We start from the raw sequence: 15,138 nt of genomic DNA on the forward strand, positions 1-15,138 counted from the left end.
GCATTGTGCTCGATCCGGTCTCGTGCAGAGGTGGGCGGTCCTCTACCCGGCGTACGCGGTAAATGTCATGGGATGCTTTGCAATCGGAAACCCGATGATTCCGACCGCTTCGGTGTGGGTAGCCAAGGGGCTGCGGTGCACCCTTCTCGGTATCGGCGCACCCGGCGGTCGCACCACCTTCTCCACCCCACCCGCGAGGTTCGTAGACTCCTCGGACCGGGCGCGGCACTTCCCGCGCTCGTCCGCCCCGGGGGTGGCGGTGGCGTAGCCGGGGCGTCGGAGCCCGGCGCGGGCATGGCACGGTGAGTACCTGGTTCGGCTCGGCGATCGACGGGAACGGCACGACGGAAGGGGGCAGGCATGAGTGGTTCGCAAGCGGATGCCGCCGCGGCGGGACGGTGGCGGCCCGCGGCACGGCTCACCGTGCTGCTCGACGAGGACGACAAATGGCGGCACACGCCCCTGTATCACGAGATCGTGCGCCGGGCCAGAGACAGCGGCCTGGCGGGCGCCAGCGTGTGGCGCGGCATCGAGGGATACGGCGCGTCCTCGCATGTGCACACCACCCGGATCCTGGATATCGCCGACCACCTTCCGCTGATGCTGGTGCTGGTCGACGATTTCGAACGCCTGCGCGCCTTCGTCGAGCGGAACGCCGAACTGTTCACCTCGGTCAACGTCACATTGGCACCGGTGGACCAGTGGCAGGAAGGTGAGCGATGACCAGACCCCGCGGCAAGCCCGATGCCCCGGCCGGTTCTCCCGTAGCCCTCGCGGCACCAGCGGATTTCGCCTCGCCGATGCCGCCGGGCACGTCGGCCGTTACCATTGTCGGTTCGGCGCGGCTCGGCGATCTGAGCGGCGCGCCGGCGGGTGACCGACCGCTCGCCGCCGCGGAAGCGGGCTTCCGCACCGTGCCGACCACGTTCAGCATGGAGGGCTGCGAGTCGTTCCGGCCGGCGGCCGACATGAACGACGTGGCCGTGGGGTCGGCGGTGACCGGGCGGTCGTGGACATGATCCTGATGACGAGCCGGGCGCAGCCGATACGGAAGGGAGACCCGAGCATGGCCCACGATCGAGCCGGGCGTGCCGCACGTCCCACCGATCTGGAAGACATCGCACACCTGGTGACGGCGTACTACAGCCGTGTTCCGGATACGGACGATCCGGCCCAGCGGGTGACGTTCGGCACATCGGGACATCGCGGCTCCAGCCTGGACGGCGCCTTCAACGAGGCGCACATCCTCGCGATCACCCAGTCGATCGTGGAGTATCGCGCCACCCGCGGCATCACCGGGCCGGTCTACCTGGCCAGGGACACACACGCGCTGTCCGAGCCCGCCTGGACCACAGCGCTGGAGGTGCTCGCCGCCAACGACGTCACCGCGGTGATCGACGCGCGCGACCGCTACACCCCCACGCCGGCGCTGAGTCACGCTGTGCTGCGCCACAATCGGGGCGGCGCCAAGCATCAGGCCGACGGCATCGTGGTCACCCCGTCGCACAACCCGCCCCGCGACGGCGGCTTCAAATACAACCCGCCGCACGGGGGCCCGGCCGACAACACGGCCACCGACGCCATCGCCGCACGCGCGAACGAACTGCTGCGCGACGGGCTCACCGGGGTCAAGCGCACCACGCTGGAGCGCGCGCTGGCCACCGGCGTGGAACGCTACGACTACCTCGACCACTACATCGACGACCTGCCCAACGTGCTGAACCTGGACGCGATCCGCGGCGCGGGCATCCGCCTCGGCGCCGACCCGATGGGCGGCGCCAGCGTCGACTATTGGGAGGAGATCGGCCAGCGCTACGACCTCGAGCTCGAAGTGGTCAATCCCTTCGTGGACCCCACCTGGCGGTTCATGACGCTCGACAGCGACGGCAAGATCCGGATGGACCCGTCCTCCCGTTACGCGATGGCCTCGCTGATCGCGATCAAGGACGACTACGACATCTCCACCGGCAACGACGCCGACGCCGACCGCCACGGCATCGTCACGCCCGACGGCGGGTTGATGAATCCGAACCACTTCCTCGCGGTGGCCATCGAATACCTGGTCGCCAACCGGATGGGGTGGGACGCCCTGACCAAGATCGGCAAGACCGCGGTGACGTCGTCGATGATCGACCGGGTGGTCTCCGTGCTCGGGCGCGACGTGCACGAGGTGCCCGTGGGGTTCAAGTTCTTCGTTCCCGGATTGTTCAGCGGCAGCCTGGCCTTCGGCGGCGAGGAGAGCGCGGGCGCGTCGTTCCTGCGGATGGACGGCACGGTCTGGACCACCGACAAGGACGGCATCCTGCTCGCCCTGCTCGCGGGCGAGATCGCCGCGGTCACCGGGCAGAGCCCGTCGGCGCGCTACGTCGAACTCGAACGCCGCTACGGCAGCCCCGCCTACGCGCGGATCGACGCACCGGCCACCGCGGAACAGAAAGAGCTGCTCGCGAAGTTGACTCCGGACATGATCACCACGAAGGAGGTCGCCGGGGAGCCGGTCACCGCCGTGCTCACCAGGGCGCGGGGCAACGGAGCGCCGCTGGGCGGTCTCAAGGTGACCACCGAGAACGCGTGGTTCGCCGCTCGCCCGTCCGGCACCGAGGACAAGTACAAGATCTACGCGGAATCGTTCCACGGCCCGGAGCACCTCGCCGAGGTGCAGACGGCCGCGGAGGAATTGGTTGGGCAGGCGCTGTCCGGTGACCGGTAGATCCAAGCCCCTGCCCACCGAGATCTGGGTGCTGGTCGGGGGCGCGTTCGTCATCGCCATCGGGTTCGGTCTGGTCGCCCCGGTGCTGCCGCAGTTCGCGCGCGGCTTCGGCGTCGGCGTGGCGGCCGCCTCGGCGATCGTGTCCGCGTTCGCGCTGATGCGGTTGCTGTTCGCGCCGCTCAGCGGACGGCTGGTGCAGCGGCTGGGGGAGCGCTCGGTCTATCTCGGCGGGCTGCTGATCGTCGCGGTGTCCACCGGCGCCAGCGCGTTGGCGCAGAGCTATTGGCAGCTCATGCTGTTGCGGTCGCTCGGCGGCATCGGATCGACCATGTTCACCGTGTCGTCGCTGGCGCTCGTCATCCGCATCTCCCCGCCCGAGCAGCGCGGCCGGGTCTCCGGGTTGTGGTCCACCAGCTTCCTGGTCGGCTCGGTGAGCGGGCCGCTGGTCGGTGGCGGGTTGTCCGGACTCGGGCTGCGCTGGCCGTTCGTCATCTACGCCGTCGCGTTGCTCGCCGTGAGCGTGGTGGTGTACCTGAGCTTGCGGCATTCGGAACTGGCCGCGCCGGAGCCCGTCGGCGGTGTTCGCATGATGTCCTTCCGCGAGGGGTTGGCGCGGCCGGAGTACCGGGCGGTGTTGCTGTCGAATTTCGCCAATGGGGCCGCCGTGTTCGGTGTCCGGATGGCGTTGGTGCCGCTGCTCGTCGTCGAGGTGCTGCACCAGGCGCCGGGTATGGCCGGTGTCGCGTTGACCGTGTTCGCCGCGGGGAACGTCACGGTGCTGTTCGCCTCGGGGCGACTGTCCGACCGGTGGGGGCGCAAACCGTTCGTGATCGTCGGCTCGCTGGTGTGTGCGGCGGGAACGGCGGGGCTCGGCCTGGCGACCGGCCTCCCGTGGCTGCTCGCCACCTCGTTCCTGGCCGGGCTCGGGTCCGGCATGTTCACGCCGACCCAGCAGGCGGCCGTCGCCGACATCATCGGGCCCAAGGCGCGCGGCGGCCCGGTGCTCGCCGGTTTCCAGATGGCCGCCGACCTCGGCACCGTCATCGGTCCGGTCGCCGTGGGCGCCCTGGCGCAGCAGGTGTCCTACGAACTCGCGCTCGGTGTGACCGGTGCTTTGCTCGCTGTCGCCGCGCTCGTCTGGGCTGTGGTGCCCGAGCCGTTGCGGCGGGGAAGTTCGGTTCCCTCGGAGATCCCGTCCGAACGTTCCGGCGGAGCGGACGACACCGAGCGGCGCGCTGCTCGTATCGAGCGTGCGCTGAACGAGGTGTCCGGCGCGCCGGTCGCCGACAGCCCGGTGCCGGCGGTGGCCGAGTCTGCCGAGCTTCCGGGTGATCGCGCAGCGGGCGTCAAAGACGCCCGTGCGGTGGCTGGTCGTCGCCGATCGACGGCGAATGGCGTCGGGACGGCTGCTGAATCCGATGGAACGGGGAGCCCTCCGTCGGTTGTGAGCGGTGATCGTCGTGGTACGGCGGCCGATACCGGACCGTCGCGGACCGCGCCGGGTACGGCGGTCGTCGACTCGGACGCAACCCCGTACCCGAGCACCCCGGGGCGACCGATGTCCCGTGGCAAACGTCCGCGGCCGGTGCGGCGAACCCGCCGCAGGCGCTGAAGCCGTCACCTGCGGCACAGCGCCTGTCGAGGCGGGACCGCTTGGCGTCGCCAGGCGCTGGGAGGCGAGCGTCCGGTCGTGACATGCGGTCACCAGCGCAGTCGCGCGCAGGTCGCCCAGGTCTCACCCGCGCAGCGGCCGATGCCATCGGCGAACCCGCCACGGTCGGACGTGGACGAAGCTCGCAGGGCCGCGACGAGTGCCGCGCCGCTGAGCACCGAAGCCCGGCCGCCGGAACCATCGCTGCCGAGCCGGTACGAGGTCGGCGACGACGGTCGCATTCCATCCGCTGTCGAGCGATCGAAGTGCGAAGCCCATGCGAGGACAGAACCGAACGCGTGGCCGTGCCGTTTGCCGCTGGCCAGGTCCGGCGCGCACGGGTGGTCAGCGGAGATCGGATCGGTGGCCCGGCGGCGGGGATGACGGTTCGTTGCGGCAAAGTGTCAATGTGAGCGAATCGCGTTCGAAGTACACGCCCCGGCCGATGTCCAGTGCGACCACCTATGCGCTCGGTGCGGTCGCTCTCGTATTGATCGTGGTGATCGTCATCGCGGCGATCCGCTGGGGGCGGGACGACGCGGCCGTCCGCAACGACGGCTACGGTTCGGTGCGGAACGAGGCGGTGCACTCGGTGCTCGAGCAGAACGGTTCGATCCTGCTCGGCCGCCCGGACGCGAAGAAGACCATCGACATTTTCGAGGACCCGCTGTGCCCCGGCTGCGGCAGCTTGGAGCGCATCTACGGTCAAGAGATCGCGCAGAAGATCGATGAGGGCGCGCTGGCGGTCCGCTATCGCCTGGTGAACTTCCTCGACGCCCGCTCGCGGAGCAAGGACTACTCCACCCGCGCCATCGCGGCGAACCAGTGTGTGGCCGAGGCGGATTCGGGCCCGGTCTACTCCAAGTTCCACACCGAACTGTTCACCACCAAGCGCCCCAGCGAAGGCGGCGCCGACCTGAGCAACGAGGAACTCGCCGCTATTGCGGGCGACGCCGGGGCCGCCGAGTCCGTGCGGCAATGCATCGCCACCGGCGCCAAGGTCGAGTCCGCCCGCAGCAGCGCCATGGCGCAGACGGCGGCGCTCGGCGCGGCACTGGGCGGCTCCGCGGCCACACCCGCGGTCTTCGACGGCACGACCAAGGTCGACACCAACGACGAGAACTGGGTGGCCTCGCTCACCCGTTGAGCAGCGGACGCCTGCGCTGTTCCCGGTAGAGCGGGCTCCGGTGTTTTCCCCACGAAGCGCCGATCCGCCACGGACTCGGCAAGGCGATGCGGTCTCGCGGCGAACGGAAGGGCCGGAACGCCGACTCCACCAAATCGACGCCCCGGCCCACTCGACGGCGCGACCCGACATCCCCAGCCCCCGAGATCGCCATCGCCGAGCTTTCAGTTGGCCTGGGACCGGGCAACGGCTCCACCTGCCGCCACCCGGCCCGCGCACTCGACAGCGCGATCCGGCCCCCTGTCCTGGACCGCGCCTCGAGATGTCTCCATGTCCAGTGACGAGACCGGCTGTACCGCTGGCTGTTTCGGCATTCGTCCCGATCCGCGAACGTGCCGACCGATCGGCACATCCCTGTCCGGCACTGCAACGCCCACACCCTCACGTACATCCGACTCGCACCAGACGACCGCTGGACACTCGGGAACGAACAAACCAGCAACCCCATCTGCTCTGCCCAACCCGAGCGTCCAACCGCCTACCTCCCCACACCCCGCACGATCGAAATCGATTCGAACACATGTTCGATACTAACCTCAACCGCCGCCTCCTGTCACCCCCGAATCGAGGCGATTTGGTTGCCGACACACCGTTGGTGTAACTTCATTCAAGCGCGGCGGGGACACCCGGAGCGCGACAATCAGGGGCTATGGCGCAGCTGGTAGCGCACCACACTGGCAGTGTGGGGGTCAGGGGTTCGAGTCCCCTTAGCTCCACTTAAATAGCAGGTCAGGCCCGGTCTACGACCGGGTCTGACCTGTTTTATTTGTCTAGCCCCGCATTTACCCCCCGTTTCGTTTTAGGTCCCGTTCGCCGGTGCTGCCTATCGCGGTCCTGCTCTGCCGCTGTATCCGCCGCAACCAGGTGTCCCGATCGGTAGCTGATTGCCGTCACCAGCCGCACGGATGCCGCGCGGTTGTGATGAAACAATGTCACTGGCAGACGAGCGGGTATGGATGTTGTTGGTGCGTTCCCCATAGGGCTCCGCACCACACCCGTTGTGCTGTTGGACGGGCTACCCACGCTGAGCGTGGGGTCCGGTTCAGCAGTCCCGACAGGGATTGGTACGCGCGTTGGCGCGAAACCCGCTGCCGCTGGCTGGTCCCGACACTGCGGTTGATCTACCAGCCCAGATGAATTGCCTCCTCTGGGACTCGCACCCAGACTCGACGCGTGTGCAGTCATTTCCGTCGCCGTTACTCGCTGGCGCGTTCTCGCGTCCCCTCGATCACCGCGTCCACGCAGTGCTGCAGCACCATCATGTCGAGCGTGAAAACCTCATCTGGATCGACCTCCGCCGGATTGTCGATCGTCGTGTACGGCATCCCCCGTCGGCGGATGACCGCACGGCCGCTGTTCGCGGGCAGGTCGATCGGCTCGTCGGCGAGGAACTGCTCGGCGTTGCGGGCGTAGGAGCGGTAGATCTCGGCGGAGAAGTCGACAATCCGCGGTGCCGTCATGACGAAATATACTGCGCCGCAACGATAATCACCGCCACTCAAACGAACCTGTCAGGCGCTCTCAGGTGGCCTTGTTGCCACGGCGGTGCTCGATCCAGGCATCCAGCGCGTTCCGGAAGAACTCGACCTCCTTGGGGGTCAAGTCGAAGTCGACTACCCAGTCCTCGGCCATGATGAGTGCGCTCAGGATGTCGCTGTCCTCCGATTCGCCGACGATCTCGAAGTGGTGTCCATCCTTGGTGTCCATGGACAGACAGAAGCCGTCGCCCTCGGGTACTTTCACCTCCTGGTTCAGAATTTCGGCCATGGCCAGCCCCGCCTCGATGTCGAGTACTTCGCCGATCCCCCTGGCGAAGTCCGCGTGATGCTCCTCCGCCTTTCGCGCGGAGCCATACTCGAGAAAGGCGTCCACTACCTCGCGGTTCTTTTTTGCTAGCTGGGCGTTGGCGAAGCTGACCAGGCATGTCGTGCAGAAGCGGACTAGCCCCAGGTCGGCGCCGGGCTCCTGGACCGAAAAGACGGCTGGCTCGCTGCATCTTTCGCATGGTGGTATCACTTCTTCTCCTCACTTCCGAATGGGATTCTTTCGATGTCCCCGGGCCTGAGTATCCGGAGAAGCGCGCGGTAGACCTGGCCGGTCTTTTGGGGAGTACTGTTAGCCGCCCAGGAAGCGCTGGGTGGCGTCGTAGACGTCGCGTTGGTAGGCATGATCGCGGGAGCGGGCCGAGGACAGCTTCGCACGTCCGGTGTCCACGGCGCGGACCGCACGGATATAGCTGCCGCTCGGGTGGGCGGGTCGGGTGGCCGTCGCGACCACCGTGCGCGCCGGCTGCTCCGGTGAGGTCATCAACGGTGCGCCGACGAGGCCGATCAGGTGCAGCGGACCGCCCGCGCTGCGCTGGAATCCGGTGCGCACGGCCCCCGGGTCCACCGCGTATACCTCGATCCGGTCACGCCACCGCTCGGCCAGTGCGTAGGTATAGGCGAGATTGGCGAGTTTGCTCGACGCGTACGCGCGCATCTGTGTCCACTCCCCCGGCAATGCCCAGTCCTCGATCGGGCGGGCCCGCGCTTCCAGATACGAGGTCATCATGATCACCTTCGGCAATGAATTAGGCTGTCCGCCAATCGGTTTCATGATCGACTCCAGGCTGTGGGCAAGTCCGGCGGCCGCCAGGTGGTTGACGGCGACGGTCCGTTCCACGCCGTCCGCGGTGAGGCCGTGCCGATCGAACGCGGCGCCCGCGTTGTTGACCAGGACGCCGAGACCGTCCGGTGCGGCGCGGTGCACTTGATCGACCAGTCGCCGCACTCCCGACCGTGTTTCGAGGTCGGCATCGACGGGGATCAGACCGCCGGGCACGTCGCCCATGCGCGCTGCCGCCTCCCGCGCACGCTCCCCGCTGCGCCCGTGCACCAGTACGGTCCAGCCGAGCCGCGCCAGCGCGCGACCGGCCGAGAATCCGATACCGCTCGTCGCTCCGGTCACCAGCGCGGTCGAAGCCGACGGGACCGCCAATGGATTCGTTGTGTCCATTGCTCTCATTCTCGGAGCGCAGAATGGAATGGCAATACCAAAATCGAGTCCGGAGATTCCCAATGCCTGCGTCTACCGAAACCCTGACCGCCAAAGGACTGCGTAGCCGCGCCAGGATCGTCGACGCCGCCGCGCGCCTGATGCTCGCGAACGGTGCGCACGGCACCACGATGGAGGCGATCCAGTACGAGGCGGGCGTCAGCGCCTCGCAGCTCTATCACTACTTCGACAACAAACGGGATCTGCTGGCGGCGGTCATTCAATCGAGCACGGAGGTCGTGGTCGCCAACAAGTGGCTGCTCGAGATGCGCTCGCTGCATGATCTGCGCGCGTGGCGGGATGCGGTGGTCGCCGCCGCGCGCGCGACCGGCTGTCGCACGGGGTGTCCGCTGGCCTCGTTCGCCGAGGACATCCCCGATACCGATCCGGAACTCCTCGAACTGGTGGCCGCCGGATTACGCCGCCTCACCGCCGCCGTGGCCGATGGCCTCACCGCCATGCGCGATGCGGGAGAACTGCGCGAGGACACCGATATCGACCGCCTGGCGCTCGTCGTCGTCACCGCCTACGAGGGCGGCATGCTCGTCTCCCGGGCCCAGCGCGAGCCCGCACCGCTGGAGGCGGCCCTCGACGCCGCCGTCGCCTGTGTCGAGACACAGGCTGCTCGCACGGATCGATGACGTCGAACGGATCGCGGCCGACAGCCCACACCGACCCCACGACCACCTACTTCGCAACACGACCTACGTGTGAATTTGCGCGGCGACGGCTTCGTTGGAATATTGTCGTGTTCCACATAGAGCGGAACATGGCCTGCCAGCATAGCTTGCGTTGTTTCCGTCAGTCGGCGAGCTGGTCTAAGAGCGGCGGGGCCGTGCGAGTAAAATGGCTCAGAACACACTGAATTCGCCATTTGTGCGTGCGAGGAAATGGTGGAGGCCCGCCGGGGTGGTTCCCTGGTGGCCGGGAATGATCCAGAGCGCGGTTCGAGCGTCACGGTGCACCGATGTAGCCACAGTCGCCGATATGTCAGCCCTTGGTCCTACGGTGGCGCCTATGTTCGGTGGGCGATATCGCGGGCCGTTGAGTGGGGGACCGAAGCCTGGAGCGTCGGTCTCGGAGATCGATGTCTTCGCCGCGCTGAACGTGATCCTCGGAAAAGGTGTCCTCGGACCACCGGGTTGGGTGCGGCCAGACATGGTGTTCTCGATCGAGGGCGAGCGCCTGCGACGCATCGGTGAGGGCTGGCGAAGCCTCGTCGGTAACAACCGCCGGTACGACCTGATTGTCGAGTACGACGGAGAGTATTGGCACCGCCACCACGAGCGCCGTGACATCACCAAGTACCCCGACGTCGGGAGGGGCTACGAGGTGATGCGGCTGCGCATGCAGCCATTGCGCAGGCTGCGGCCGGCCGACATCAGCGTTCCGAGCCGTGCTGATGCGACGACGTGTGCGAGGCTCGCGCTGCTGCACCTCGCTCACCGTCCACGCCCCTTCCTCATCTCCGAGCCGCTCTTGGAGAGGATCGGTTTCTACCTGCAATTCTGCGCCACGCCGCTCGCGGAGGGCGATATCGCGTGCGGGCTGTGCGCTGAGCTCGACCACATCCTGCAAGGCGGCCTTGAGTTCTATCCCACGGGCAGTTCAACTTTCCAGGCGAATCGTTCATCGCTGGGGGACTTCGTTCAGCGTGCTCGAGAGTTGTCGGAGAGGAGCGAGTTCATAGAAGGTCTATGGGTGCCAGACCCGCACGAGCGTGGTTGGGAACAGAACGAGGTGGAAGCGGTGTCTCCGGAATTCAGACCGCGTCACCAGATCGCGCTCGGACATCACGAAGCCCAGGACAGGCAGAGTGCATTGACTGAGTAGTCCAGTCCCCGAGCTTGTGCCGAGACAGCCGGTGGGCCGAGCATCTGCTCGACGCCACCGGCTGTTCGCTGTTCGTCTATTGCGGGGCCTATTTGGTGCGATCGATGGCCTGTTCGATCCAGCCGGTCTGCACGGGGGCGGCGGTGTCGGGTTCATAGCCGGTGGCCGGGAACGTGGCCGTGTCGCCGTTCTGGGGGGCCGTATCGCGGGATCGAGCAGGTCGTGATCGACCCCGAGGACGAATACCGTCGCCTCTGCGAGTCCGTGGGCGGCACCAACCGAAAACGCGCTCATCACCACCGATCCCAGCGAATTAGACCGAGTTTGTGTCAGTGCGCCGGGCCCGCACGAAGGTGAGTTCTTCGCCGGACAGTGGCCCGGTAGCCCATCGGCTGCCGACCCGTAGTCGGGGAGGCTTTCGGTGGTTTTGGGACATGATGAGACATTCGTGAGGCAGGGTTCAGGGGTGCGTCGCACTCCTGATGCCGTCCAGTAGCAGATCGACGACGCGCCCCACTGCGACGGTGCGGTCTTCGGTGGGCCGTGTGTAGATCTGCACGGTCATCAGCCGGGCGATATCGGCGGCGTCGACGTCGGAGCGGAGTGTGCCGTCGTCGTGGGCTCGCGTCACGAGTCGAGCGATGGAGTCGGTGACCGTCGCGCGCACCTGAGTCGATACCGGATCGGCCTGTATGCGCGTGTGCAGGGCGGGTTCCACCGAGGAGGCGAACGCGCCGACGTCGGCGAGGGCGCATTCGCGCAGGAAACGGCCCAGCGCCGACCAGGCGTCGCGCTCCTCGCGGGCCGCTGCGGCGCAACGGTCGGCGAGATCGGTCAGGTAGGCGTGCGCGGCGGCGGAGATGAGTGCGTCGCGGTCGGGGAAGCGGCGGTAGAGCGTGCCGACGCCGACACCGGCATGGTCGGCGACCTCTTTCATCGACACGTCAATACCCTTGTCGCGGAACAGGATCAACGCCGCCGCGACGATCTGGTCGCGGTTGCTGCGGGCATCGGCCCGCAAGGTCTCGGCCGCCATGCGCGCCTCCCGGTAATAACTGGACGAATATCTTCCACTTATGCTACCTTCTGGAAGTGGACGAAAATCGTCCAGTTATTCGAAGGGTGTGCGACATGGACAAGAAGGTGCTGATCTCCGGCGCGGGCGTCGGCGGCGCGACGGCTGCATACTGGCTGGCCCACAAGGGATTCGACGTGACGGTTGTCGAGCGGGCCGCAACGGAGCGCTCCAGTGGCAATCCCGTCGACGTGAAGGGGCCGGCGGTCGAGGTGGTCGAGAAGATGGGCGTGATGCCACGACTGCGGGAGGTCGCCTCCGCGGTGGACCGGATGACGTTCGTCGATGCGGCAGGCCGGCGGGTGGCCGGTGTTCCGCTGCGCATGTTCCAGGGCGGCGCCGGCGAGCGGGAGGTCGAGGTGCCGCGCGCCGACCTCGCCTCGATCCTGCTCGACGCCGCCCGCGACCGCGTCGAATTCCTCTGGGGCGACACGATCACCGACCTGTCCCAGGACGCGGCGGGCGTCGATGTCGGTTTCGCTGCCGCTCCACCCGCACGGTTCGATGCGGTGATCGGCGCCGACGGTCTGCACTCGGCCGTGCGGCGGCTGGCCTTCGGGCCGGAACAGCAGTTCGTGCGCCATGCCGGAATGTATGTGGCGACGCTGCCGATCGGCGTACCGTTCGGTGACGACACCGAAGTCATCATCTACAACACACCCGGCCGGGCGGTCTCGATACACCCGACCAAGGGACATGCGATCGCGACGTTCATGTTCCGCGGTGACGCGGTGCCCGGCTACGACCACCGCGACCTGGCTCAGCACAAGAACCTCGTCGCCGAAGCATTCCCCGACGCCTCATGGCGACTGCCGGAACTGCTGGACCAGGTACACACCGCCGAAGATCTGTACTTCGACTCCGTGAGCCGGGTCCGGGCGCCGCACTGGTCCACCGGGCGCATCGGACTGGTCGGGGACGCGGCCGCCGCGGTGTCGTTGTTCGGCGACGGCTCAACCCTGGCCATCGCCGGCGCCTACCGGCTCGCCGAGGAATTGAGCCAATCACCGACCGACATAGCCGACGCGCTGCGCCGCTACGAAACCGGCCACCGACCCCTGGTCGATTCCAAACAACAGGGATTCCGCGCCGCACGCGCCATGCTGCTACCCGGCACCCGGACCGGCATCGCGTTGCGCAACACCGCCGCCCGGCTCGCACCCGCACTCGCCGGGATCAGGCGAACGCGTACCGCGTAATTCCAGGCCCGCCGCGAGAAACCAGCGAGAATACTACTGCCGTGTCCGGGAAGGTTGACGCTGTAACCCGCGGCCCGGGGTGGCGGGTTGATCATCGGCAGGTGACCGGTGATGCTGCCGGTGGAGGCGATGACCTGTTTTGTTCGGCCCGACCCCACGGAAACGCACGGTTCGCATTCTGGTTTGTATCGGATGGGCCGGTGGGTGTGGTGATCCTGGGCCGATACCATTGGCGACTTGCCGCCGGGCGAGGTGACGTTCGCCCCGATCGAAGAAGCGCCTTTCAGCCCGAGGAGTTCGGTACTACCTATCGCGCGGTGAACCGGCCGATGCCTGCCGGAGGCCATCGAATTGCGGGGGTGGGCGTGTGCATGCGGTACTCGGGAATGGAAGTGGTAAGGGTGACACCGGGCCGATATCCTGTGCATATTGTGGGGAGGTCGACCATGGACGATGCTCTGCAAATACCGCATCTGAGAGCCACCGCAGACTTGGAACTCCGCCCGTGGTCGTTGTCCGCGGCAGACCTCGAGCTTGTGAGGGAAGCTTCTGCCGACGACCTGATTCCTATAACCACGGTGCCTGCGACCTTCTCGCTCGAGGCCGCAACGAGGTTTGTCGAACGCCAGCGGCAACCAGCGACCGATCGAACCGGATACCCGATGGTGATCGTCCGGCGACGGGACAACACACCATTGGGAAGCATCGGCCTGTGGTTGAAGGACATCGACGAAGGCCGCGCATCGCTCAGCTACTGGGTGGTCCGCTCTGCCCGCGGCCATGGCGTCGCCGCGCATGCTCTGGCGGCAATGGCTACCTGGGCGCTGGAAGAGCTGCATATCCCACGACTACAGCTCTATGTGGAACCTTGGAACCGCGCTTCGATCCGCACTGCGGAGAGAGCCGGTTTCGAATGCGAAGGGCTCCTCAGATCGTGGCAGAAGGTTGGCGATCGACGCCGCGACATGTTCATGTACGCGCGCGTGGCAGCGGGAACCTTCGCCGAGGCGGATGGAGTTCACATCGGTTAGACCTCGATGGCCGGTTGCCCGGCCGTCTCGGGTGATCGTGAACCGATATCACTGCTGTCCCAGTGTTCGATAGGCCCGGTGGTGCCGGGTACTCACCTCATGGTCGACCCCCACGGCCTCGCTTGCAGAATTACTCGAGACTATGCTTGATCTGCGTTTGTACGCACCGCCAGTGGATAAATCCGCTCGAAAATCTGATGAATCGCTCACCCTCTCTATGAGAGGACCGTCCGATGGGTTTTGCAGAGATGCGCCGGTTCCGGCGTGATCCGTTGGGTTTCCTCGAGAATCTGCGCCGGACCAGCCCGGTAGAGGTGTTCGGGCTGCCGTGGGGCGGGTGGTGTGTCGGCGATACGGGTCTGGCGCTGACGGTGCTGAGTGACCGCGCTTTCCATGCGGGGAAGTCCGGGTTCTTCGGTTCTATGCTGCCTTCGCGGTCTGCTCAGGTCGATTTCGGCCGTGCGGTGCGCGCGATTCTGCGGACGCATACGCCCAAGTATCGCGAGTCCCTGGCGGCGGCGGTGATGGAAATGCCCTCCATCACCCGCTGGCCCGCAGCGGGGGTCGAGCTGGTGTATCGGTGCACCGCGGACCTGTTGCTGCACCCCGATGGTTCGCCCGAGTTGCGGCATTCACTGGAGCGAAACGCACGCGTGGGCGCGCTTCGCCCAGCCCGAATGGCGCAGCGGGCGCGGGCGCAGCTGTTGCGCGTCAAGCTGTCCACCGCGCTGAACGAGCAGATCCGGGACCGGCGCAGCGCCACCGGCCGCAGTGCGGAAGCCGAACCACGGGATCTGCTCGATGCCGTGATCGGTGCCTGTCCCGACGGCGTCGCCGATACAACGGTGGCGCGGCTGTATGTGCTGATGTTCCGGTCCATTGTGGGACCACTGGGCTACTCGCTCGCGTGGTCGGTGCTGCTGGGCAGTCTCCACTCTCCCGGCGCACCATGGCCATGGCCCGTCGACTGGGTGGTACGTGAGGCCCTGCGGCACCGGCCGGTGTCCTGGATGGTCAGCCGTCCCGTCCCCTATCCCGCCGAGTTCGGGGGGATCGCCTTCCAGACCGGCGACCTCCTATCCGTCAGCCCCTATCTGCTCCATCACGACGACAACCACTGGACCAGACCAGGAGCATTTCAACCCGACCGCTGGATTCGACCGAGCGAGCACGGCCCATTTGTACCCTTCAGTTCCGGCCCCTTCACCTGCGCCGGCGCCGCGGTCGCCCACGATCTGGTCACCGATGCGGCCACCGCCCTCATCGAGAACACCGCTATGCGCGTCATCAGCGGAGGTGATACCCGCCCGATCGTGACCAATGCCGCGACCCCCAGGCCGTTCACCCTGCTGCGTACCCCCACAAGCCCTGGCCACGCCCGACCGAGCCCCAGGAAGGAGGTGACATCATGATCAAG

The 15,138-nt window shown here is 67.0% G+C and carries 13 protein-coding genes, 1 tRNA gene and 1 pseudogene; 11 read left to right on the top strand and 4 right to left on the bottom strand.

All coding sequences use genetic code 11. From position 1 onward, the window contains the following. The first annotated feature begins 360 nt into the window (after positions 1-360). From ACIHAX_RS10100 to ACIHAX_RS10125, 6 genes and pseudogenes are all read left to right on the top strand, one after another. Complete coding sequence (locus ACIHAX_RS10100; RefSeq protein WP_355077832.1) at positions 361-723, top strand: DUF190 domain-containing protein; 363 nt, start codon at positions 361-363, stop codon at positions 721-723. Further along, a complete protein-coding gene (locus ACIHAX_RS10105; RefSeq protein WP_364431692.1) occupies positions 720-1,019 on the top strand; it encodes a hypothetical protein in 300 nt (99 codons plus the stop codon). The genes ACIHAX_RS10100 and ACIHAX_RS10105 overlap by 4 nt, the downstream gene beginning before the upstream one ends. Before the next feature lie 47 nt (positions 1,020-1,066). Continuing rightward, positions 1,067-2,710, top strand: a complete 1,644-nt coding sequence (gene pgm / locus ACIHAX_RS10110; protein WP_355077830.1) for a phosphoglucomutase (alpha-D-glucose-1,6-bisphosphate-dependent) — start codon at positions 1,067-1,069, stop codon at positions 2,708-2,710. Beyond that, positions 2,700-3,878: pseudogene (locus ACIHAX_RS10115) on the top strand (MFS transporter); the annotation flags it as partial. The gene pgm and the pseudogene ACIHAX_RS10115, both read left to right, overlap by 11 nt. Positions 3,879-4,770: 892 nt before the next feature. Further along, a complete protein-coding gene (locus ACIHAX_RS10120; protein ID WP_397276892.1) occupies positions 4,771-5,508 on the top strand; it encodes a DsbA family protein in 738 nt (245 codons plus the stop codon). Positions 5,509-6,190: 682 nt separating this feature from the next. Beyond that, positions 6,191-6,263, top strand: a tRNA-Ala gene (locus tag ACIHAX_RS10125). A gap of 480 nt (positions 6,264-6,743) precedes the next feature. On the opposite strand, the gene ACIHAX_RS10130 is transcribed toward ACIHAX_RS10125, so the two are convergent. The 3 genes from ACIHAX_RS10130 to ACIHAX_RS10140 form a co-directional block, all read right to left on the bottom strand. Next, on the bottom strand, positions 6,744-7,007 hold the full coding sequence (locus ACIHAX_RS10130; protein WP_364429631.1) for a hypothetical protein: 264 nt from the start codon (positions 7,005-7,007) through the stop codon (positions 6,744-6,746). Between the two features lie 61 nt (positions 7,008-7,068). Continuing rightward, positions 7,069-7,419: a hypothetical protein gene (locus ACIHAX_RS10135; protein WP_397276894.1), complete on the bottom strand. Its 351-nt coding sequence runs from the start codon at positions 7,417-7,419 to the stop codon at positions 7,069-7,071. Positions 7,420-7,662: 243 nt separating this feature from the next. Further along, a complete protein-coding gene (locus ACIHAX_RS10140; protein ID WP_397276896.1) occupies positions 7,663-8,544 on the bottom strand; it encodes an SDR family NAD(P)-dependent oxidoreductase in 882 nt (293 codons plus the stop codon). Between the two features lie 62 nt (positions 8,545-8,606). Between ACIHAX_RS10140 and ACIHAX_RS10145 the strand changes: the two genes are divergently transcribed. Then, the gene (locus ACIHAX_RS10145; protein WP_397276898.1) at positions 8,607-9,224 is read left to right on the top strand and encodes a TetR/AcrR family transcriptional regulator; all 618 of its coding nucleotides are present in this window, start codon (positions 8,607-8,609) and stop codon (positions 9,222-9,224) included. Positions 9,225-9,600: 376 nt separating this feature from the next. Next, the gene (locus ACIHAX_RS10150; protein ID WP_364429563.1) at positions 9,601-10,416 is read left to right on the top strand and encodes a hypothetical protein; all 816 of its coding nucleotides are present in this window, start codon (positions 9,601-9,603) and stop codon (positions 10,414-10,416) included. A 460-nt stretch (positions 10,417-10,876) separates the two neighbouring features. On the opposite strand, the gene ACIHAX_RS10155 is transcribed toward ACIHAX_RS10150, so the two are convergent. After that, positions 10,877-11,452: a TetR/AcrR family transcriptional regulator gene (locus ACIHAX_RS10155; protein WP_397276900.1), complete on the bottom strand. Its 576-nt coding sequence runs from the start codon at positions 11,450-11,452 to the stop codon at positions 10,877-10,879. 95 nt (positions 11,453-11,547) lie between these two features. Between ACIHAX_RS10155 and ACIHAX_RS10160 the strand changes: the two genes are divergently transcribed. The 3 genes from ACIHAX_RS10160 to ACIHAX_RS10170 all read left to right on the top strand — a co-directional run bounded on the left by ACIHAX_RS10160 (position 11,548) and on the right by ACIHAX_RS10170 (position 15,133). Further along, positions 11,548-12,690: an FAD-dependent monooxygenase gene (locus tag ACIHAX_RS10160; protein WP_397276902.1), complete on the top strand. Its 1,143-nt coding sequence runs from the start codon at positions 11,548-11,550 to the stop codon at positions 12,688-12,690. A 446-nt stretch (positions 12,691-13,136) separates the two neighbouring features. Next, a complete protein-coding gene (locus tag ACIHAX_RS10165; protein WP_397276904.1) occupies positions 13,137-13,721 on the top strand; it encodes a GNAT family N-acetyltransferase in 585 nt (194 codons plus the stop codon). Positions 13,722-13,954: 233 nt separating this feature from the next. Further along, positions 13,955-15,133 (top strand): cytochrome P450, encoded by a 1,179-nt coding sequence (locus ACIHAX_RS10170; protein ID WP_364429551.1) that lies wholly within the window; start codon positions 13,955-13,957, stop codon positions 15,131-15,133. The last annotated feature ends 5 nt before the right edge of the window (positions 15,134-15,138 follow it).

Origin of the sequence: Nocardia sp. NPDC051929 (assembly GCF_044548645.1) — a bacterium.
In the GTDB taxonomy this organism is placed as follows: domain Bacteria; phylum Actinomycetota; class Actinomycetes; order Mycobacteriales; family Mycobacteriaceae; genus Nocardia; species Nocardia sichangensis.